Below are 19,931 nucleotides of genomic sequence, written 5' to 3'. Positions count from 1 at the left end.
TGTTTAGCCTCCTAGATACGCTTTTCTTACTTCATCACTTGCTAGTAATTCTTCTCCAGTACCTTCTAAAACGATTTTCCCCGTTTCTAATACATAGCCGCGATCGGCAATCGATAAAGCCATTTTTGCATTTTGTTCAATCAGCAGCACAGTCGTTCCTTGCTGCTTGATTTCTTGAATGATTGAAAAAATTTCTTTGATAAAAATCGGTGCCAAGCCCATCGAGGGCTCATCCAGCAAAAGCAAGCGCGGTTTTGACATCAATGCCCGCCCCATTGCCAACATCTGCTGCTCACCGCCAGATAATGTCGACGCATCTTGCGAGAGGCGTTCTTTCAATACAGGAAACTTGCGGTAAACTTGTTCATAGTCTTCTTTGACACCACTGTCTTTACGCAAGAAGGCGCCCATCTCTAAGTTTTCTTGAACCGTCAATCCTGAAAAGACGTGCCGCCCTTCTGGCACTTGCGACAAGCCGTTTGCGACGATTTTTTGCGGTGCTTCTTTCTCAATTCGTTTTCCTTCAAAAGTGACTGAGCCATTTGAGGGGCGGATCAATCCAGAAATCGTCCGTAAAATCGTGGTTTTCCCTGCACCATTGGCACCAATCAGTGAAACGATCTCCCCTTGATTGACGTGGAAGGAAACATCATGGACCGCTTGGATCATGCCGTAGTGTACACTTAAATTTTGAATTTCCAGCATCAGATTTCCCCTCCTAGATAAGCTTCGATCACCCGCGGATTGTTTTTGATCTCTTCTGGTTCACCGTGGGCGATGACTTGGCCGTATTCCAGCACATAAATCCGTTCGCACACTTCCATGACCAAACTCATATCATGCTCAATCAAGAGGATCGTCAATTGAAAATCTTTTTGGATCTTATAGATCAGCTTTGTCAGTTCTGTTGTTTCTTGAGGATTCATCCCCGCAGCCGGCTCGTCAAGAAACAGAATTTTTGGTTCTGTAGCCAATGCGCGTACGATCTCTAACCGACGCTGCTCGCCATAAGGCAAATTTTTCGCTAACGTTTGACTTTTGCCATCCATATCAAAGATCCGTAACAGCTCTAAGGCTTTTTTCTTCATGGACGCTTCGTTTTTGTAGTACTTTGGCAAACGCAGGATGCTAGTCAGCAGTCCTTCTTTATGCTTACTGTTCATAGCGATCAAGACGTTGTCCATCACAGTCAAATTTTTAAACAAGCGAATGTTTTGGAAGGTTCTTGAAAGACCTAAATCCGCAATTTTATAGGGCTTCACGCCATTTAAACGTTTTGGCTTACCTTGGGTCTCAAAAAGCACTTCCCCTTCACTAGGTTCATACACACCTGTCAGGAGATTAAAGAGCGTTGTCTTGCCAGCACCGTTTGGTCCAATCAATCCGACCAGCTCATTGGTATCTAAATGGAGGTCTACATGAGAAACAGCAGCTAAACCGCCAAAGTTTTTCGTTAAGCTTTTAACTTCTAATAGAGGCATCGTTGTCATCCCCCTTTTTTCTAAATTTATCCAGCAGTCCTTTTACGGAGAATTCCCATGTTCCTAAAAGTCCGCTTGGTTTAAAGATCATGATGATGATCAAAGCCAATGCATAAATGATCATGCGCAAATCAGAGAAGCCTTGCAAGTACATATTTAAGATTCCTAGCACTACTGCCGAGACAACTGCTCCTGTGGTACTCCCAAGCCCTCCAAAAACGACGATGATCAATACATCGATCGATTTCATAAAACCGTAATCTCGTGGGAAAACCGACTGCTGATAGCTGGCATAAAGGGTACCAGCAATGCTTGCCATCACTGCCCCCATTACAAACGCAATTACCTTGTATTTCGTTGTGTTGACCCCCATTGATTCTGCAGCGATCTCATCTTCCCGAATCGCTAAAGTCGCCCGACCTGGTCCGCTATGGATAAAGTTTGACACGACAAGAATCGATAAAACGGCAAAGAGAAAGACGATCTGCCAATTACTGAATTGGGGCAATCCGAAAATTCCTGCAGGACCATTGGTCAAGCCTCGTAGGTTCACCAACAAGATCCGAATGATCTCTGCCACACCTAAGGTAGCGATCGCTAGATAGTCGCCTTTTAAACGGAGGGTCGGAATCCCAACCACTAATGCGACTGCACCAGAAACCAGCATCCCCACCAGTAAACCAGTTAAAAAGCCACCAAAGGTTGGATTGCTTGCCGACAGGATCGCGCCAGCATAAGCACCGATTGCCATAAATCCAGCATGTCCTAAGGAGAATTGCCCTGAAAAGCCGATGATCAGATTCAAACTGACTGCCAAGATGATATTGATTCCGATATTGACGATGATGGCATCAGAGAACAAATTGATCATTCCGCCATTGTAGGCTGCAAATAATCCAAAATAAAGAATAGCTGCCAGAGCGAGCCAGATTAAGTTGTAACGTAAATTCTTTTTCATTTCTGCCACCTACACTTTCTCTTTGATATTTTTGCCGAGGATCCCAGCTGGACGAACCAACAATATAATTATTAAAATGACATACACTAAAGCATCCTTATAATCAGAAAAACCAAGCGCTGTCGCTGCTGTTTCCACCAAACCGATCACAAAGCCACCTAAGGCTGCTCCAGGAATGATCCCGATCCCGCCAAGAACCGCTGCAACAAAAGATTTCAGACCAGGAACGACGCCCATTGATGGATCAATGGAATTATAATACAAACCGATCAGCATCCCGCCAGCTGCAGCCAAAGCCGAGCCTAAGGCAAAGGTAAAGGAAATCGTTCGATTGACATTGATCCCCATCAAACGCGCTGCATCTGCATCAACACTTACTGCCCGCATCGCTTTTCCCATACGGGTCTTTTTCACGATCAATTGCAAGAGAATCATTAAGGTAACCGAAACAGCCAAGATCAATAACTGGACATTACTTACTTGAACAAACCCGATGGAATAAGTTTGTCGTTCAATCGCTTGCGGAAAGGGGCGCACATTGGCTGAAAAGAAAAAGATCATGACATTTTGCAAAAAATAAGAAACCCCGATTGCCGTGATCAGTGCCGAAATTCGCGTGGAATTGCGTAAGGGACGATACGCTAAAAATTCGATCGTTACCCCAAGAGCTGCACTGGCGATCATTGAAATGAACAACGCGGGGAAAAACCCTAATTGCCATTGATTGATCAAAAAGTAACCGATAAAACTACCGATCATGTAAACTTCTCCGTGGGCGAAGTTGATCAACTTGATGATGCCATACACCATCGTATAACCCAACGCTAACAAGGCATAGATACTGCCTAGAAACAAGCCGTTGATCAATTGTTGGATCATCATTTCCATATACTCACTTCCAATATCATTTATTATGGTCATTCTTTTAGAGAAAAGAAACTGAGACAAACACATCAGGTCTGTCCCAGTTTTCACTGCCAAACAACTGCGGTTTTTTTAAGGTTCCACAGTGTCTGCTGAGGTTTCTTTCCCGTCAGTCAATCCTAAAACAACTGCTGATTTTTCAGGGTTATGATTTTCATCCATCGTGATTTCACCGGTCACACCGACAAAGTCTTTCAGTTCAGACAAACCAGCTGCGATCGCCAATGAATCTGCTGAGTTTTGATCTTCGATCGCTTGTTTGATCATATAAACGGCATCATAGGCTAATGCATTAAAAGCAGAAGGCTCTTTGCCATATTTTTCATTGAAAGCTGCCACAAACGGCTCAACTTTGTCGTTTGCTGGTGCTTTGGTAGAGAAGTGACCTGTATAGTAAACATTGCTGACATTTTCTGCACCAGCTGTTTGAACCATTTTTTCATCACCGAATCCATCCGCACCAATGATTGCTTGATCAATTCCTAATTCTCGCGCTTGCTTGATGATCAAACCAGCTTCTGTGTAGTAGCCTGGAATGAACAAGACATCGAAGTCAACATCTTTGATTCTTGTAAGAACTGCTTGGAAATCTTTGTCGCCTTCGGTAAAGTTATCCTCTAAGACGATTTCGCCTGGGTAGCTTTCTTTAAATGCTTCCGTCAAACCAATTGCGTAGTCACTTGAGTTATCACCCAAGATTACGGCTTTTGAAGCATCCAAATTTTCTGCTGCATATTTTGCCAAGATTGTTCCTTGGAAGCTATCTTGGAAACAAGAACGGAATGCAAATTCTTGGACTTTTCCACTGGTGTAAGTAATCGCATCATCGGTACCTGAAGGAGTGACCATCGGTACTTGGGCTCTCGTCACATTCGGTAAAGCCGCCTTTGTGGCACCTGAAGTTGCTGGTCCAATAATGGCAACGACTTTATCATTGGTTGCTAAGTTGGCTGCTACTGTCGCAGCTTCATTGTTATCTGATTTGTTATCTTTCGAAATGATTTCAATTTGTTTTCCAAGAACGCCGCCGGCAGCATTGATTTCTTCGACTGCCAAGTCGATCCCCTCTTTTTCAGCCGTCCCATAAGCAGCAACTGCTCCAGACAACTCTAAGTTGGCACCAATCTTAATGGTATCTCCCTCTTGTTTATTGCCACCTTCAGCAGCACCACTGCTATCCGTTGGTCCACCTGTTGGTCCTGCACTACAAGCTGTCAATAAAAACAAACTCGCAAACAAAAATGCAAATTTCTTTTTCATAATTTTCCTCTCCTTTACTTCCCCTGAATATGTTATCCAATATACTGAAAAATCTAGGAAATGTCAACGAATTATCAGAATATTTCACCTATTCAGAATTTATTTTTTTCGCTGATAAAAAATGGTGCTTTTAAAACATTGATCCAGCAACAATGGAATCGCTTTTCTAATTTTCGGATAAAAAGAAAAGCAAGCAAAGGTTTTTCCCCTTTGCTTGCTGCCGATACGCTTTGATTTGATACTTTTTTCTTCAAACGGACGTTTGAAAACATTACATCCTCATGTTAGCGGCTATTTCGTGGATACAATGCTTGAAAATTTGCCGCCGCCCCAACTAAATTGGCATCATTGCGATAGTCACATAACTTGATCAGTGGGACGAAATCATTTAATGCTTGATCCGCCAACATTTTTTTCAAGCGCTGGTCAACTTCTTCTAACAAGCCTTTTTTGGCACTGACACCACCGCCGATAATGATCACTTCAGGATCAAAAGCAAACTGAATACTGAACAGTCCTTGTGCTAAATAGTTGTAAAATTTATTGACTTCCTCGATCGCAATGGCATCGCCATCTTCTGCACGTTGAAAGACCTCTTCACCGGTAATCGTCGTTCGATCCACTCCGATCCGATCACAATACCGCCAGGCCATCTGAACCGCTGTCCCTAGTTGCGAAAATGTTTTGCCTTGATCTAGGATCATCAACCCAAATTCGCCACCGTATAAATGTGCCCCACGGACTAGCTCACCATTTTGAAACAGGGTACCGCCAACGCCTGTTCCGATCACAACGAAGGCTGCTTGCTGATACTCTTTGCCCGCTCCTTGATAAAATTCAGCCATCCCAGCGCAATTGGCATCATTTTCGATGGTTACGGGTACCCCAAACGCTGCTTCGAGTTCTGAGTAAATATCAAACCCATGGATATAAGGGATCGCACTAATGCCGTCGATCCGCCGTTCTTGGGCATTGACCGCACCTGGCGCACTGATTCCAACGCCTTCAATCTCTTCATCTACGCTTGCCCTCACTTGCTGCAGCTGTGCTTTCATTTCCTCCCAAGTATTTGGAGTAGTGAATTTCCCTTTACTCACCAAAGAACCTTGTGCCCAGACGCCATATTTTACTGCTGAACCACCCATATCAAAGACTAAAATCGCCATTTTTTTCCCTCAATCCTTTATTATTCTGATACTGTCTATTTTACCGCAAGTCGGCGCTTGAAGAAAGCGATTTCCGAGGACAAGAAAAAAACAGTCTCATTCACTTAGACTGTCTCTTCATCCATTAGAGTTGTTTTTCTAAAATCACTTGATCGAACAGCTGCTGCCCATTCTCAAAAATCGGTTCGACATAGTGGGTGGTGAAATAATTCTTCACCCGCTCTTTTTCAACATAGCCTTGCTTTTGGTACAAAGTCAAGGCTGCAGAGGGCAGACTACCAGTTTTGATCACTACGATCGGCCGTTTTGCCCCGAGGTGCTGACTGAGGATCGCTTCTTCGGCAGCTTGCAGCAATTGACGACCGATGCCCATTCCTTGCTTTTCTGGAGAAACGGCCACATTCATGATCTCCCAGTTCTTGCCTTGATTTTGATAAACTAGCACACCAATCATTTCTCCAGCTTCTTCATAAACAAGTGTTTGGCTATTATATAGATAGCTTTCTACGACTGCTTTATCAGGATCTGCATCCAGCAGCAACGCCCAAGGATACGCTTCATTAGGGGCGATTGGACGAATCATGGCTTTTTGGCTCCTTTTTTATATTTCTGTTGATTCCTTTTAACTTTTCCGATAACGGTACGTTGGTTTGACTTTGTCTTTCGTATTTCGTTTTAAAGTAAACGTCTGGGGTACGTAATCTATTCCGCCTTTTACAAAGGGATGGCAGCGTAAGATACGAGCTACCCCCATCAAGCCTCCTTTGGCTGCTCCATGGACTTGGATGGCTTGGATCATGTATCCTGAGCAAGTCGGATAATAACGACAGCTAGGAGGAAATAATGGGGAAATAAAACGTTGATAGAAACGAACAAAGCCGATCAAAAGTTTACTCATTCCTTGCCAGCCTTTCTTTTTAGCGTACGATTCAGTAAAGATAGATAGAAAAAACTAGGACTCAGCACGTGGCGTAAGTCCTAGTTATGGTTTATTTCATAAACTCAAAGATATGATTCCAAAGACTTGGAGAGAATACTTTAAAAGGACTGCCGTCACCGATCACTCCGTAACCAATCATCGTTCCTGCTAGGAACAATAAAATAGCTAATAAAATGACGATTAAAATTTTTATCAAGCTAGTTAAAATATAACGGTTCAACTTCACTTTTTTTCTCTCCTACTCCTATTAGGCGTTAACTGGTACGACTTCTTCTACTGCGTCAGAAACTCGTTCAACCGATGCCCCTAATTGTTGCAATTTTTCGTGGAATTTGTAGTAGCCGCGATCCAAATATTTTAGATTGCGAACACGCGTCCGTCCCGTTGAACGCAAACCTAATAAAATCAACGCTGCTGCGGCACGTAAATCTGTCGCATAGACCAGCGCACCTTGTAATTCATGACCGCCTTCGATCACTGCAACGTTGCCGTCAATTTTTACATGGGCATTCATGCGACGCATTTCTTCTAAATGTTGGAAACGATTCTCAAATACCGTTTCATTCACAACACTCGTTCCTTGCGCTAATAATTGAATAGCAGACATTTGCGCTTGCATGTCCGTAGGAAAACCTGGGTGAGGCATCGTTTTTACATCTGTTGCCTTCAATTGTTCAGGTCCGACCACACGAATCCCTTCAGCGACTTCAGTCACTTCTGCACCCATTTCGATCAATTTTGAAATCAATGGACGATTGTGCTCTGAGATCGCATCTTTAATAATAACGTCTCCTTGAGTCATCGCTGCTGCAACCATAAAGGTTCCTGCTTCGATACGGTCTTGCACGATCGAATGATCTACTGCATGCAGGTGTTCGACACCTTCAATACGCATCGTTTCGGTTCCTGCACCAAAGACCTTGGCACCCATTTTATTCAAAATGTTTGCTAAATCAACGATTTCTGGCTCACGAGCGACGTTTTCGATGATGGTGATGCCTTTAGCTTTTACGGCAGCCATCATGATATTTTGCGTTGCGCCGACACTTGGGAAATCCAAGTAAATGCTATTGCCTTTTAACTCATCGGCGATCGCTTCTATGTATCCATCTTTTTGGATGATTTGCGCGCCTAGTGCTTGAAATCCCTTCAAATGTAAATCAATTGGTCGTTTGCCGATTGCACAGCCGCCAGGCATTGCCACTTTGGCATGTCCATTACGAGCTAACAAAGGCCCCATGACTACGATTGAAGCGCGCATTTGGCTCACATACTCATACGGTGCTTCGATTGCTAATTCTTGTGACGCATCGATCGTCATTGTGTTGTTTTCTTCTTCAAAATCGATTGCGACATTTAAATGCCGAATCACTTCTTTCATTGTTAATACATCGGAAAGGATCGGTACATTTGTTAATGTCGTTGTTCCTTCTTCCGCTAATAAGCTTGCCGCTAAGATAGGTAGAACAGCATTTTTTGCCCCTTCGATCTTCACTGTTCCAGTTAATCGATTACCACCTTGAACGATCATCTCTTCCATTTATGTTCCCTCCAAATAATGCAGTGACTCACACAAATCTTGCCAATTATAGCATAATATTCGGTGTTTTTGCATATATTAATGAAATTCTTAAAAACCTGTTAAAAATAAATTACGACATAGCGCAATCAACTCAAGGAAAAAAGTACTGGCGGTGTAGCCTAATGCAATCGCAAGAAACACCATGACCATTCGTATCTGAGTCGTTCGTAAGGCTTTAAAAAAAGCATCGATCCGCACAGATTGCAATGCCCAAAATGCTAAATAGATGAACGCTAAATGACTCACGATTCGAATGATTGCATCAATTCCATACACTTGCATACTTCCTGCTCCTTTTTTCATAATTGAACATTCCTATCATACCACAAAGATGTCAAGATAAAAAATAATCTTTCTTGAAACCTTCATGAAAAGACTTTAAAAAGTTTTTAAAACGTTTTCTTGAAGAAACAAAAAAACAAAGGCAAGATGCCCTTGTTTTTTAGGAATGTTTTGACACGTTGATTCGATTGATGGCGCGGTGCAAAGCAACCGTTGCGCGCCGAAGCTGGTCGATATCCTCGACTTGTTTGGCTTCTTCGATTTGGCGTTCTGCACGCTGTTTTGCTCTTTCTGCACGTGAAACGTCGATGTCACGATCACGTTCCGCACTATCGGCTACGATCGAGACAACATTGTCTCGCACTTCTAATATACCGCCGTTGACAGCGACCCAGTCGACATGGGTATCTGAATCGATCCGTTTGACTCGGACTTCATCAATCGTCAATGGAACGATGATTGGGGCATGGTGCGGCAAAATACCGATCTCACCATCTGTCGTACGTGCAACCACGATTTTCGCGTGATGATCGTAAACCAAACCAGCAGGTGTCACCACATTGACTGTTAAAAATTGATCCATGAGGTTCCCCTCTTTCTTCAAGGCTGGTTAATTAATAGCCAATTTTTTTCGCTTTTTCAATGACATCTTCAATTCGTCCAACACTACGGAAGGCTTCTTCTGGAAGATCATCATATTTTCCTTCAAGAATCTCTGCAAATCCTTTGATGGTTTCTTCAACTGGCACATAAGAACCAGGTTGTCCCGTAAACTGTTCCGCTACGTGGAAGTTTTGTGACAAGAAGAATTGAATGCGGCGTGCGCGGGCAACTAAGGTTTTTTCATCATCAGACAGTTCATCCATCCCTAAGATGGCGATGATATCTTGTAATTCGCGATAACGTTGCAACGCATGCTGTACTTCAGTCGCTACTTCATAATGTTTTTCACCAACGATTTCAGGTGCTAACGCACTAGAAGAAGACGCCAGTGGATCAACGGCAGGATAGATCCCTTGTTCGGTCAATTTACGTTCCAAGTTGGTTGTTGCATCCAAATGGGCAAACGCAGTCGCAGGTGCTGGGTCTGTATAGTCATCGGCAGGGACGTAGATGGCTTGAATAGACGTAACGGAACCTTTTTTCGTCGATGTGATCCGTTCTTGTAATTGCCCCATCTCAGTTGCTAATGTTGGCTGATACCCAACGGCCGACGGCATCCGACCTAGTAAGGCAGATACTTCAGAACCTGCTTGAGTGAAGCGGAAGATATTATCGATAAACAAGAGCACGTCTTGTCCTTCCACATCACGGAAGTACTCGGCTAATGTCAAACCAGTCAAGGCTACCCGCATCCGGGCACCTGGTGGTTCATTCATTTGTCCAAACACCATGGCTGTTTTTTCGATAACGCCAGATTCTTTCATTTCATTATAAAGGTCATTTCCTTCACGTGTCCGTTCACCAACACCTGTGAAGACAGAGATCCCACCATGCTCTTGGGCGATGTTGTGGATCAATTCTTGGATCAAGACGGTTTTACCAACACCGGCACCACCGAAAAGTCCAACTTTCCCCCCTTTTAAATAAGGAGCTAACAAATCAATGACTTTGATCCCAGTTTCAAGGATCTCCGTACTTGTTGACAATTCATCAAAGTCAGGTGCTTTTTTGTGAATCCCACTGCGGGGTGCCTCTTCAGGAAATGGTGCTTCTAAATCGATGGTATCGCCTAGGACATTAAATACCCGTCCTAATGTTTCTGTCCCAACTGGAACAGAGATGGAGGCGCCTGTATCGATTACTTCCATTCCTCGTTGTAAGCCATCTGTTGATTCCATGGCAATCGTACGGATAACGCCGTCGCCAAGTTCTAGGGCAGCTTCTAACACAACTTTTGTTTTCTGCTCATCTTTTTTGTAAACAATCAACGCATTGTTGATATCTGGTAATGATTGGTCTAGAGAGAATTCCACGTCAACAACGGGACCAATGACTTGAACAATCTTGCCTGAACTCATTCGTATTCCTCCATTCGTTCTTGAAACTATTCTAACGCGGATGCCCCCGCCACAATTTCAGTAATTTCTTGGGTGATCGCTCCTTGGCGCGCTCGGTTGTATGAGATCGTCAAGTCCCCAATAATATTTTTGGCATTATCTGTTGCTGTTTTCATCGCTGTCATTCCGGCAGCATGCTCGGCTGTTTTTGCGTCAACAATCGCACCATAAATCAAGCTTTCAGCGTATTGAGGCAGTAATTGATTCAAAATCGCTTCTCTGGAAGGTTCAAACAAGTATTCTTGTTCATAACTTTCGGCTTCTTCAGGATCTAAATCGGATATCGGCAACATTTTCTCCACACGAAATTGGCTAGTCAATGAATTGATGTGATGGTTATAACACACATATAATTCATCGAAGACCTCGTTTTGGTACATCGTGGTTGCCAATGTTACGATTTTACGTACCTCATCAAAGCTTGGTTGATCCGAAAGGTTTCTTAACTCGTACGCCAAATTGATGCCCCGTGCTTTGAAAAAGTCAGCGCCAGTTGCACCAATGGCAATCATGACATACTCTTCTGCTTTTGCATGGTCTTCATCCAGCATGGTCATCATTTGTTTTAAGATGGAACTATTATAGCCGCCCACTAGACCGCCATCAGAAGTGATGACGATATAGCCTGTGCGTTTGACCGGACGACTAACCAACATACTGTTATAGTTCACACCATCTTTAGGACCAGAACCTGCAAGATCGGAAAGCTGCTGCGCAGTCAAATGCGTAACGATTTCACGTACTTTGTTGGCATACACTTGAAACTGTTTCGAATGAGCTTCAGATTTTGTTAATTTTGCAGCTGAAACCATTTGCATGGCCTTTGTGATTTGGCTGGTTTTCTTTGTTGAGGCAATTCGTTGCTTGATTTCATTTAATGAAGCAGCCATTTTCTCTCACCTCTTTTATGCGTTTTGCATTGTCGATATTTTATCTTGCGGTGTCACCCGAGAACTGTTGGATGCCATGAAAATATCTTTGAATGCTTTAATGGTGTCATCTAACAAGCTTTCTTCTGGCAAGTCTTTCGTTGTCCGAATGGTTTCAAAAATCGTTGCTGCGTTTGCTTCGATATACTCAAATAATTCTGCTTCAAAGTCCAATAGTTTATTGACAGGTACACTATCAATGAATCCATGCGTCAACGCATAAAGAATCACGACTTGTTTTTCGACTGCCAATGGTTCATGTAGTTTTTGCTTCAAGATTTCAACGGTGCGTCGACCGCGGTTTAATTTGGCTTGTGTCGCAGCATCTAGATCAGACCCAAATTGTGTGAAGGCTTCTAGCTCGCGGTAACTTGCCAAGTCCAAACGCAAGGTTCCAGCAACTTTCTTCATCGCTTTGATCTGTGCAGAACCACCAACCCGTGAAACGGACAATCCAGCCGCTACGGCAGGACGCACACCTGAATAGAATAGGTCATTTTCTAAGAAAATTTGTCCATCTGTGATAGAAATCACGTTGGTTGGGATATAGGCTGAGATATCCCCCGCTTGCGTTTCAACGAATGGCAGTGCCGTCATTGATCCGCCACCTAGTTCATCACTTAATTTCGCTGCACGTTCCAATAAACGAGAGTGCAAGTAGAAGACATCCCCTGGGTATGCTTCACGACCTGGCGGACGGCGTAGAAGGAGAGAAAGTTCACGGTAAGCGACTGCTTGTTTTGATAAGTCATCAAAGACGATCAAAACATGTTTGCCGTTATACATGAATTCTTCTCCCATTGCTGCCCCAGCATAAGGTGCGATGTAAAGCAATGGTGCTGGTTGTGAAGCACCTGCTGAAACAACGATCGTGTAATCAAGTGCACCGTAACGGCGTAATGTTTCTACTTGTGCACGAACCGTTGAGTCTTTTTGGCCAATAGCGACATAGATACAGATCATGTCTTGCCCTTTTTGGTTGATGATTGCATCGATCGCAATCGTTGTTTTCCCGGTTTTCCGGTCACCGATGACTAATTCCCGTTGGCCACGACCGATTGGTACTAAAGCATCAATAGCTTTCAACCCTGTTTGCATTGGTTCCGATACGGATTTCCGTTGCATTACACCTGGTGCAGCTGCTTCAACTGGGCGTGATTTGTCTGTTTCGATCGGACCTAAGCCATCGATCGGTTGCCCTAATGGGTTCACTACCCGGCCAATTAATGCATCGCCGACAGGAACTTCCATGATTTTACCGGTTCGTTTTACTTTGTCTCCTTCACGAATGGTTTCAAAATCACCTAGGATGATGATACCGACATCGTTTGATTCTAAGTTTTGTGCCATCCCATAAGAACCGTTTGAAAACTCAAGCAGTTCTCCACTCATGGCATTTTCTAAACCGTGGGCGCGGGCGATCCCGTCCCCAACATATGTGACAGTACCGATTTCTTCTACAGAAAGTTCGTTCTGATAATTTTTAATTTGCTCTTTGATCAAGGCACTAATTTCTTCTGCTTTGATGGCCATCCGATTCACCTCTTATCTCTTGTTTATCTGCCGATTTTTTGTCGCAGATAATCCAGTTGGCTCTTAATACTACCGTCGATCACTTGATGATTTGCTTCAACGATGACTCCGCCTAAAATCGTTGGATCGACCGTTTCTTTCAATTGTGCCTGCTTGTACCCAAGCTTATCGGCGATTTGCTCTTCAATTTTGCTTTTTTGTTCTGCTGACAAAGCAACAGCCGTTGTGATCGTTCCGAGAACAAGACCTTGATATTCATCGTAACGACGTTCGTATTCATCAATGATCAGCAATAGATCATCCATGCGATCATATTCATAAACGATCTCTAAGAAATTTCTGACCAAGCCTTCAAAGCCCTTCAGCAATTGATCGACTAATTGTCTTTTTTCATGGAGATCCAAGCGGTTATCCGTCACGATCTGACCGAATGTTGGAATCTCTTGATAAATCTGACGCAAGGTCATTAATTCTTGGTAAACTTCTGTCAAGCGCTGTTCTTCCATCGCCAATTCGAACAAGGCTTTTCCATAGCGTTTTCCCACTGTGAATTTATCGAGTTTCATTAACTGAACCCAATCCTTCGATATATTGATTGATTAGGGATTCATGATTTTCGGGAGTCAATTCGCGGCCTAAGATTTTTTCTGCGATTTGAAGCGAAAGTTCTGCAACATCATCTTTCACTTCTTTTAACGCAGTTTCTTTTTCAAGGGTGATATCTGAGTTTGCCTTTTCTTTCAAACGAGCCACTTCTTCTTTGGTCTCGCTCAAAATATTTTGCCGACTCAATTCCCCGCTATCTTTGGCGCTCTTGATGATCTCCGCAGCTTCAGAATGAGAACGTGCCAATTTTTCTTGGCGTTCTTTTTCTAATTTTGCTGCATTCAAGCGTGATTGTTCCGCTGAATCCAAATCATTGGCGATTTTATCTTCCCGTTTTTGCATCATGCTGCTGATGGCATCCCATGCAAAATGTTTCAATAAGAATAGCAAAAGAAGAATTGATCCGCTGACAACGATAATATTGCCAAGCATTGGATTTTGAACTTCCGCTATAACCAACTGATTTAGCATAACGATTCTTCCTTTCTGAAAGTCATTGTTTCATTAGAAAAAAGCAAAAACGAGTGCAATTGTTCGTTTCTGCCTTTTCGTGCTTGTCTTATCGGAAGACTAATAACAGCGCGATAACTACCCCTAGAATCGGTACAGCTTCGACTAACGCGACCCCGATAAACATTGTTGAACGTAGTTGACCTGACATTTCAGGTTGGCGTGCCATTGATTCGATCGTTTTTGCGATTACTTGTCCGTTACCATACCCTGCACCAATTGCTGCTCCGATAATTGCTAATCCTGCTCCAATAAAGTTCATTCTTTTTTCCTCCTAATTGTATGTCGATTCGATTAATGTTCTGCCACGATTTTGTGGCTCATAAATACCATGGTCAATGTAACAAATACATAAGCTTGGATCGCTCCAATAAAGAGTGAGAAGCCAATCCAGATCATTTCTAGCGGCATCACGATCGGTAATGACCACCAACCAAGACTAATAAACATGTTTGCAATCAATCCTAATAACACTTCCCCCGCGAATATATTTCCATATAAACGCAAGCCTAACGTGATGACATTCGTAAATTCTTCGATGATTTTTAGCGGTAATAAGAACCCCACCGGTTTCAAGTACGAATTGATCAAGTAATTTTTGAAGCCCAACGACTTGATCCCAAAGAAATGTGTCAAGGAAATAACCATAAGTGCGAGTGTCAGTGTAACAAACGGGTCTGCTGTCGGACTTTTCCATAAGGTAATGTCATCTGTCGTCACGATTTTTGTGACTAACCCGATCTCATTTGCCACAAACACAAAAAGAAACATTGTTACACCGAGCAAATGAAAGTTGTTCACTTGAGATCCTGGTAGATTGTCCGCTACGATACCGCGAACAAAGTCAATGACCCATTCAATGAAGTTCTGCTTCCCTTTCGGTTTCATTTGCAGATTACGTGTACAAATAAAGACCACCAAAAAAACAATAATACAAGAAATGATTGTCATCATAGCTACAGTTCCATCAAACCATATAGGACCGATATGAAACATAAGCGATTTATCTTCCAATCTTTCTCACCTCTTTTCCTGTCATCTCCAGAAAAAAATCTGGTGTTACAATGCGTTTCCTCTCATAACAATCGGTATCATACCACCACGAATGGAAAATTTCAAAGCATTTTCAAGAAAATTAGACAAAAAACTCACAATGCTAAAAATCCTAAATTAAATGAAAAATCCCCGTGTCGCTATGTGGAAGAAAAAGCCTGTTATATCAACAGCTTTCCCTTAAATGCTACCAAATTTAGCGCGATTTTCAAAGCAATAACCTCTATCGGATTCTAAAAGAAGTTCTTAGAAAATTAGAAATTTCTAAGAACTCGGTCAATTTGTCTTTCTTGATCTTTGCGTTTCAAGGATTCCCGCTTGTCATATTCGCGTTTTCCTTTCGCTAAACCAATCAAAACTTTGGCATAACCATCCTTGATATACACCTTTAATGGAACGATCGTCATGCCGGTATTTTTTGTTTCGCCAATCAGACGAGCAATCTGCTTTTTATGCAGTAACAGTTTTCTTGTCCGTAGTGGATCATGATTAAAAATGTTTCCTTGCTCGTATGGGCTGATATGCACATTGACTAAGAATGCCTCACCATTACGAATGCGTACAAAGCCGTCTTTCAAATTGATCCGACTGTTACGGATCGCTTTGATCTCTGTTCCCTGTAAGACGATCCCCGCTTCGATCGTATCGAGGATCGTGTAATCATGGCGGGCCTTTTTGTTTTGGGCGATTAATTTCCCTTCTCCTTTAGGCACGGGCCATCCCTCCAATTATTTTTTCTTAATTCCTTTATAAAAAGGTTTTTTCTTTTTCACTTTGCCAGCTTTCTTTGATTTGCCTTTACCGGTTTGTTCAAAGCGTTTCCCTTGGTTTTTCTCAGGGTTGCGTTGCTTTTTCCCGCGACGGTTCGCTTCATTTTTTTGATGGTTGTTTCGTTTGTTAGCTTTTGGTGCTTGCAGTTTTTCGACTTCTTCTGCTGCTACCAATTCGAAATCGATCTCTCTTGTTTCAGGATCAGCTTTCACGACTTTGATACGAACTTTTTGACCAATTTTAAAGGTCAAGCCTGTCCGTTCCCCTACAAGTGCCAGATGGTTTTCCAAATAATGGAAGTAATCTTGCTTCAGATTATTGATATGGATCAGCCCTTCAATCGTGTTAGGCAATTCAATAAACAAGCCAAACTTAACGACGGAACTGATGATACCGTCAAACTCTTCTCCTACTTTATCGGCCATATACTCAGCTTTTTTAAGCGCATCGACTTCTCTTTCTGCATCGACTGCTCGTCGTTCCATTTGGGAGCTGTGCATGGCGATGTCAGGCAAGATTTCAGCCCATTTGTTTTGGTTGGCTTCAGAGACATCTTCACTGTAAGAACGAATCAAGCGATGCACGATCAAGTCGGGGTACCGACGGATCGGTGACGTGAAGTGGGTATAATCTTCCGCTGCCAAACCATAGTGGCCGACGTTTTCTTCTGAATACTTCGCTTGCTGCATACTTCTGAGCAGCATCGTATTGACAACCATTGCCTCTGGCTTATCTGCGACATCTTCAACCACTTTTTGCAGTTGTTTTGGTGAGATCGAGCCGTTGGTTTGTTTGACTACGATCCCTAAAGCAGATGCAAAATCAAAGAAGCGGCGCATTTTCTCTTCTTTTGGTTCCTCATGGATCCGATAAATAAATGGTAAATGCTTCCGATTGAAATGGCGCGCTACGGTTTCATTGGCTGCCAACATGAAGGACTCGATCAATCGTTCGCCGACGCCACGTTCTCTCAGAACGATTTCTTGCGGGTGTCCTTCTCCATCGACCAAGACTTTCGCTTCGCGGTCTTCAAAAGAAACTGCCCCACGTTTGATGCGCATCGTTTCTAACACGTGGTGCAAGGCGGCCATATCATGGAACATCGGTACTAGTTTCGCATATTCTTTGGTTGTTTCTGGATCATTCTCTTCAATAATTTGATTGACTGCCTGATAGGTCATACGGGCACTTGTTTGAATAATACTTTGGAAAATATTGTAATCCGTGACGATCCCTTCTTGGTTGATCCACATTTCACAGCTCATGGTCAACCTTGGCACATTCGGATTCAACGAACAGATCCCGTTTGATAAACGCTGAGGGATCATCGGGATCACCCGATCCGTAAGGTAGACACTCGTTCCCCGCTCAAATGCTTCTTTATCCAATGCACTGTTTTCTGTTACATAATAAGAAACATCGGCGATATGCACGCCCAAATAGAAGCTGCCGTCAGGCAATGCTTTTACCGTCACCGCATCATCCAAATCTTTGGCATCCGCTCCATCGATCGTTACGATCTGTTGATCTCGCAAATCCCGTCGTTCTGGAAAGTCAGCAGGATCGATCGTATCGGGTACTGCATCTGCCGCTGCCAAGGTTTCTTCCTCAAATTTTGTGGGAATCCCATTCGCCACGACGATCGATAAAATATCCATTCCAGGATCGTTTTTATGCCCCACAACTTTTGTGATCAACCCCTCTAAGCTTTTCGAATAGCCTTTTTCTGGATAATGGCTGATCTCAACGATCACGATGCTGCCGTCTACTGGACGAATTCCTTGGGCGCCGATAAACACCTTTAAATCGCTTAGTTTTTTATCTTTAGGTTGAACAACGCCATATAGATCCGATTCTTCGATCTCTTTTTCGTCAAATAATGTAAACTCGCCGACCAACTGACTGATGGCGCGTTGTTTGATTTCTACGACCTTTCCCTCTGCGCCGCGATCTGAAAAAGGATCGGCAACATGCACGATGTCTACAGCAACGGTATCGCCGTCCATGGCATAGCCTGTTGCTTCTTTAGGGATATAAACATCGTCTTCTTCTTCATCCAACGTGACAAAGCCGAAGCCTCGCTCATTGGCACGGAAGGTTCCTTCCACAAACACACGTTTCATGGGTAATTTCACTTTGCCTTTTTTGTTAAAAATCACACTGCCTTCTCGTTCCATCGCCGCTACTGTCTGGACAAGATTCTTAAAGTCTGTACTTTTTTGAAGTCCTAGACCTTCAGCAATTTCTTCCATTGAAAAACTTTTTTTACGGCTTTCTTCGAGAAACTGAATGATTTTGGTTTTAATCGTTTCTGTCATAACTCACTCTTTCCAAGCAAGTGTTTCTAAGAAAGCAAACACATCCTGCTCTAATTTTTTCCGTTCTGGTCCAACTGTCACCACATGACCACTTTGAGGATACCATTGAAGCGTGTAGGGAACATGGGACAATGCCGCTGCGGTTTTGAAAACCGTCTGTGGATCGATCATTTGATCCCTTCCTGCTTGCGCCAAGAAGACTGGGCGCTCGATTTTTCCTAAATGCTCAGCTGTGGTTTGTCCGACTGTTTCGATTCCTTGCAGTTGTTCTCTGACCTTACGAGGGACTTCTGCCAAGATTTCTTTTTGGGTCGCCTCATCTAAATCAGCGTAGGGTATGACCATTTCCGCATACTTTTCAAAATTGACTGGTACTTCGTTCTTGGTTTCAAATAACGGTGAGCAAAAAAGACCGCCGCCCATCAATGTTGGGTCTTGCGTCAAACGATCCATCGCTAAAATCCCACCCATCGAAAGTCCAAGAACGGCAACTTCCTCATAGCCTTTTTCTTTCACATAAGCAACTGCATCCGCAGCATCCTGCTGCCAAACAGTCATTCCTTGATTTAAGATATCATCTGGATTCGGTGTACCATGTCCAGTAAACATCGGTGTATAAACCGTGTAGTCTTTTTGTTCTAACGAACGACAAAGCATGCGCACATCGTTAGGACTGCCTGAATAGGCATGGAACAAAATGACCGCTCGTTTGCCGTGTTCAGCAAAAACCGGTTTTGGTTGATTAAATATTTTCATGTTTCCTTTCACCTCACGTCCAATTCTACCATAGTTAGCAAGAATACTTCGACAAATGCGATCAAAATCTTCCCGTTAAAAAGAAAAAAACCTCTCTTTACGAGAGGTTCGCTAACAAAGTTATTAGTTTGATGAAAGAAAAGCCAAAATAAAGAGCAAGACCATCCAAACAAAACCTAAAATGGCCGTTGAACGCTGCATCACCGCTTCAAATCCACGGGCTTTTTGCTTACCAAACAATTGATCTGCACCGCCGGTAAAGGCACTAGCTGCACTATTTTGCTTGCTAGGCTGCATCATGATCGTAATGACCATTAAAATCGAAATAACGATCACAGCAGTTAATAAGATGTTATACACGTTAGCTCCTCCTTGCTTGCTAAAGTCGTCCTTTCTATTTTAGCATTTTCCGCTGGAAATTACTACTCTCTTTTTGTCATTGACCGTTGCATGACTGTAAAAAAAGACTGTCCTTTCTGACAGCCTTTTTCTCATAGATTGTTTTCGTTCAAATCAGCGAACGAGTACGTCATCGTATTCTGGTTTTTCTTTGAACTCTTTGACCGCAAAGGAGCAGACAGGCATAATTTTTTTCTCTTCCCGTCTTGCTTTTTCAACAACCGCTTTGAGTAATTTTTGCGCCAATTGCTGGCCGCGATAATCAGGATTGACGAAGGTGTGGTCTACTTCTAGAACATCATCTGGCGTTTCTTGCCATGTGATTTCTCCCACCTCTTTTTCTCCATCATACAAAGCAAAACGTTTATTTTCTTCTTTGATTTCCATTGCTTTCTTCCTTTCC

The 19,931-nt window shown here is 43.0% G+C and carries 24 protein-coding genes; all 24 read right to left on the bottom strand.

The annotated features are described in order from the left end of the window. Window positions 1–3: 3 nt before the first annotated feature. Window positions 4–705: an ABC transporter ATP-binding protein gene (locus P0G38_RS04250; protein ID WP_015510178.1), complete on the bottom strand. Its 702-nt coding sequence runs from the start codon at window positions 703–705 to the stop codon at window positions 4–6. Then, window positions 705–1,481, bottom strand: coding sequence for an ABC transporter ATP-binding protein (locus P0G38_RS04245; protein ID WP_015510179.1), 777 nt, complete (start codon window positions 1,479–1,481; stop codon window positions 705–707). The genes P0G38_RS04250 and P0G38_RS04245 overlap by 1 nt, the downstream gene beginning before the upstream one ends. Then, window positions 1,462–2,439 carry a branched-chain amino acid ABC transporter permease gene (locus tag P0G38_RS04240; protein WP_005228744.1) on the bottom strand — a complete coding sequence of 326 codons (978 nt, stop codon included), beginning with the start codon at window positions 2,437–2,439 and terminating at the stop codon, window positions 1,462–1,464. Before P0G38_RS04240 ends, P0G38_RS04245 begins: the two co-directional genes overlap by 20 nt. Before the next feature lie 9 nt (window positions 2,440–2,448). Further along, entirely contained in the window at window positions 2,449–3,327 is an 879-nt protein-coding gene (locus P0G38_RS04235) for a branched-chain amino acid ABC transporter permease (RefSeq protein ID WP_005228742.1), read from the bottom strand. A gap of 108 nt (window positions 3,328–3,435) precedes the next feature. Beyond that, a complete protein-coding gene (locus P0G38_RS04230) occupies window positions 3,436–4,623 on the bottom strand; it encodes an ABC transporter substrate-binding protein (protein ID WP_010749790.1) in 1,188 nt (395 codons plus the stop codon). 284 nt (window positions 4,624–4,907) lie between these two features. Beyond that, window positions 4,908–5,789 carry an ROK family protein gene (locus P0G38_RS04225; RefSeq protein ID WP_074536095.1) on the bottom strand — a complete coding sequence of 294 codons (882 nt, stop codon included), beginning with the start codon at window positions 5,787–5,789 and terminating at the stop codon, window positions 4,908–4,910. 124 nt (window positions 5,790–5,913) lie between these two features. Beyond that, on the bottom strand, window positions 5,914–6,372 hold the full coding sequence (locus P0G38_RS04220) for a GNAT family N-acetyltransferase (protein WP_005228727.1): 459 nt from the start codon (window positions 6,370–6,372) through the stop codon (window positions 5,914–5,916). A gap of 39 nt (window positions 6,373–6,411) precedes the next feature. Beyond that, window positions 6,412–6,687 carry a membrane protein insertion efficiency factor YidD gene (yidD, locus tag P0G38_RS04215; RefSeq protein WP_016608771.1) on the bottom strand — a complete coding sequence of 92 codons (276 nt, stop codon included), beginning with the start codon at window positions 6,685–6,687 and terminating at the stop codon, window positions 6,412–6,414. Between the two features lie 91 nt (window positions 6,688–6,778). After that, the gene (locus tag P0G38_RS04210; RefSeq protein ID WP_005228723.1) at window positions 6,779–6,955 is read right to left on the bottom strand and encodes a DNA-directed RNA polymerase subunit beta; all 177 of its coding nucleotides are present in this window, start codon (window positions 6,953–6,955) and stop codon (window positions 6,779–6,781) included. 21 nt (window positions 6,956–6,976) lie between these two features. Next, window positions 6,977–8,269 carry a UDP-N-acetylglucosamine 1-carboxyvinyltransferase gene (gene murA / locus P0G38_RS04205; protein ID WP_005228721.1) on the bottom strand — a complete coding sequence of 431 codons (1,293 nt, stop codon included), beginning with the start codon at window positions 8,267–8,269 and terminating at the stop codon, window positions 6,977–6,979. Window positions 8,270–8,359: 90 nt separating this feature from the next. Beyond that, the gene (locus P0G38_RS04200) at window positions 8,360–8,593 is read right to left on the bottom strand and encodes a DUF1146 family protein (RefSeq protein ID WP_008380880.1); all 234 of its coding nucleotides are present in this window, start codon (window positions 8,591–8,593) and stop codon (window positions 8,360–8,362) included. Between the two features lie 160 nt (window positions 8,594–8,753). Then, window positions 8,754–9,176, bottom strand: coding sequence for a F0F1 ATP synthase subunit epsilon (locus P0G38_RS04195; RefSeq protein WP_005228716.1), 423 nt, complete (start codon window positions 9,174–9,176; stop codon window positions 8,754–8,756). Between the two features lie 31 nt (window positions 9,177–9,207). Next, window positions 9,208–10,614, bottom strand: coding sequence for a F0F1 ATP synthase subunit beta (gene atpD / locus P0G38_RS04190; RefSeq protein ID WP_005231864.1), 1,407 nt, complete (start codon window positions 10,612–10,614; stop codon window positions 9,208–9,210). A 26-nt stretch (window positions 10,615–10,640) separates the two neighbouring features. Further along, complete coding sequence (locus P0G38_RS04185) at window positions 10,641–11,543, bottom strand: F0F1 ATP synthase subunit gamma (RefSeq protein WP_074536097.1); 903 nt, start codon at window positions 11,541–11,543, stop codon at window positions 10,641–10,643. Window positions 11,544–11,558: 15 nt separating this feature from the next. Further along, entirely contained in the window at window positions 11,559–13,115 is a 1,557-nt protein-coding gene (gene atpA, locus P0G38_RS04180; RefSeq protein WP_005228708.1) for a F0F1 ATP synthase subunit alpha, read from the bottom strand. Between the two features lie 23 nt (window positions 13,116–13,138). Beyond that, complete coding sequence (locus P0G38_RS04175; RefSeq protein ID WP_194193315.1) at window positions 13,139–13,681, bottom strand: F0F1 ATP synthase subunit delta; 543 nt, start codon at window positions 13,679–13,681, stop codon at window positions 13,139–13,141. Further along, a complete protein-coding gene (atpF, locus tag P0G38_RS04170) occupies window positions 13,668–14,192 on the bottom strand; it encodes a F0F1 ATP synthase subunit B (protein WP_005228706.1) in 525 nt (174 codons plus the stop codon). The genes P0G38_RS04175 and atpF overlap by 14 nt, the downstream gene beginning before the upstream one ends. An 88-nt stretch (window positions 14,193–14,280) precedes the next feature. Continuing rightward, window positions 14,281–14,493, bottom strand: a complete 213-nt coding sequence (gene atpE / locus P0G38_RS04165) for an ATP synthase F0 subunit C (RefSeq protein ID WP_005228705.1) — start codon at window positions 14,491–14,493, stop codon at window positions 14,281–14,283. A 32-nt stretch (window positions 14,494–14,525) separates the two neighbouring features. Then, the gene (gene atpB, locus P0G38_RS04160; RefSeq protein WP_008380872.1) at window positions 14,526–15,245 is read right to left on the bottom strand and encodes a F0F1 ATP synthase subunit A; all 720 of its coding nucleotides are present in this window, start codon (window positions 15,243–15,245) and stop codon (window positions 14,526–14,528) included. A 293-nt stretch (window positions 15,246–15,538) separates the two neighbouring features. Further along, window positions 15,539–15,997: an SsrA-binding protein SmpB gene (smpB, locus tag P0G38_RS04155; RefSeq protein WP_008380870.1), complete on the bottom strand. Its 459-nt coding sequence runs from the start codon at window positions 15,995–15,997 to the stop codon at window positions 15,539–15,541. Between the two features lie 15 nt (window positions 15,998–16,012). After that, window positions 16,013–18,373 (bottom strand): ribonuclease R, encoded by a 2,361-nt coding sequence (gene rnr, locus P0G38_RS04150; RefSeq protein WP_275854096.1) that lies wholly within the window; start codon window positions 18,371–18,373, stop codon window positions 16,013–16,015. 3 nt (window positions 18,374–18,376) lie between these two features. Beyond that, entirely contained in the window at window positions 18,377–19,129 is a 753-nt protein-coding gene (locus tag P0G38_RS04145) for an alpha/beta hydrolase (protein WP_275854095.1), read from the bottom strand. A 123-nt stretch (window positions 19,130–19,252) separates the two neighbouring features. Then, entirely contained in the window at window positions 19,253–19,489 is a 237-nt protein-coding gene (gene secG / locus P0G38_RS04140) for a preprotein translocase subunit SecG (protein WP_005228700.1), read from the bottom strand. A 153-nt stretch (window positions 19,490–19,642) separates the two neighbouring features. Beyond that, the gene (locus P0G38_RS04135) at window positions 19,643–19,915 is read right to left on the bottom strand and encodes a GNAT family N-acetyltransferase (protein WP_015510184.1); all 273 of its coding nucleotides are present in this window, start codon (window positions 19,913–19,915) and stop codon (window positions 19,643–19,645) included. Window positions 19,916–19,931: the final 16 nt, after the last annotated feature.

Source organism: Enterococcus casseliflavus (assembly GCF_029215545.1).
Taxonomy (GTDB): Bacteria; Bacillota; Bacilli; order Lactobacillales; family Enterococcaceae; genus Enterococcus_D; species Enterococcus_D casseliflavus.
Note: the sequence above shows the minus strand (reverse complement) of the source record. Positions and strands in the feature narration are given on the sequence as shown.

Coding starts and splice junctions, on each gene's coding strand:
- P0G38_RS04220 (WP_005228727.1), bottom strand. CDS start 6,372: ATGATTCGTCCAATCGCCCCTAATGAAGCGTATCCTTGGGCGTTGCTG.
- atpF (WP_005228706.1), bottom strand. CDS start 14,192: ATGCTAAATCAGTTGGTTATAGCGGAAGTTCAAAATCCAATGCTTGGC.
- atpE (WP_005228705.1), bottom strand. CDS start 14,493: ATGAACTTTATTGGAGCAGGATTAGCAATTATCGGAGCAGCAATTGGT.
- P0G38_RS04175 (WP_194193315.1), bottom strand. CDS start 13,681: ATGAAACTCGATAAATTCACAGTGGGAAAACGCTATGGAAAAGCCTTG.
- P0G38_RS04200 (WP_008380880.1), bottom strand. CDS start 8,593: ATGCAAGTGTATGGAATTGATGCAATCATTCGAATCGTGAGTCATTTA.
- yidD (WP_016608771.1), bottom strand. CDS start 6,687: ATGAGTAAACTTTTGATCGGCTTTGTTCGTTTCTATCAACGTTTTATT.
- P0G38_RS04245 (WP_015510179.1), bottom strand. CDS start 1,481: ATGCCTCTATTAGAAGTTAAAAGCTTAACGAAAAACTTTGGCGGTTTA.
- P0G38_RS04135 (WP_015510184.1), bottom strand. CDS start 19,915: ATGGAAATCAAAGAAGAAAATAAACGTTTTGCTTTGTATGATGGAGAA.
- atpA (WP_005228708.1), bottom strand. CDS start 13,115: ATGGCCATCAAAGCAGAAGAAATTAGTGCCTTGATCAAAGAGCAAATT.
- P0G38_RS04145 (WP_275854095.1), bottom strand. CDS start 19,129: ATGAAAATATTTAATCAACCAAAACCGGTTTTTGCTGAACACGGCAAA.
- P0G38_RS04225 (WP_074536095.1), bottom strand. CDS start 5,789: ATGGCGATTTTAGTCTTTGATATGGGTGGTTCAGCAGTAAAATATGGC.
- P0G38_RS04250 (WP_015510178.1), bottom strand. CDS start 705: ATGCTGGAAATTCAAAATTTAAGTGTACACTACGGCATGATCCAAGCG.
- atpD (WP_005231864.1), bottom strand. CDS start 10,614: ATGAGTTCAGGCAAGATTGTTCAAGTCATTGGTCCCGTTGTTGACGTG.
- murA (WP_005228721.1), bottom strand. CDS start 8,269: ATGGAAGAGATGATCGTTCAAGGTGGTAATCGATTAACTGGAACAGTG.
- P0G38_RS04235 (WP_005228742.1), bottom strand. CDS start 3,327: ATGGAAATGATGATCCAACAATTGATCAACGGCTTGTTTCTAGGCAGT.
- P0G38_RS04230 (WP_010749790.1), bottom strand. CDS start 4,623: ATGAAAAAGAAATTTGCATTTTTGTTTGCGAGTTTGTTTTTATTGACA.
- rnr (WP_275854096.1), bottom strand. CDS start 18,373: ATGACAGAAACGATTAAAACCAAAATCATTCAGTTTCTCGAAGAAAGC.
- P0G38_RS04195 (WP_005228716.1), bottom strand. CDS start 9,176: ATGGATCAATTTTTAACAGTCAATGTGGTGACACCTGCTGGTTTGGTT.
- P0G38_RS04185 (WP_074536097.1), bottom strand. CDS start 11,543: ATGGCTGCTTCATTAAATGAAATCAAGCAACGAATTGCCTCAACAAAG.
- P0G38_RS04240 (WP_005228744.1), bottom strand. CDS start 2,439: ATGAAAAAGAATTTACGTTACAACTTAATCTGGCTCGCTCTGGCAGCT.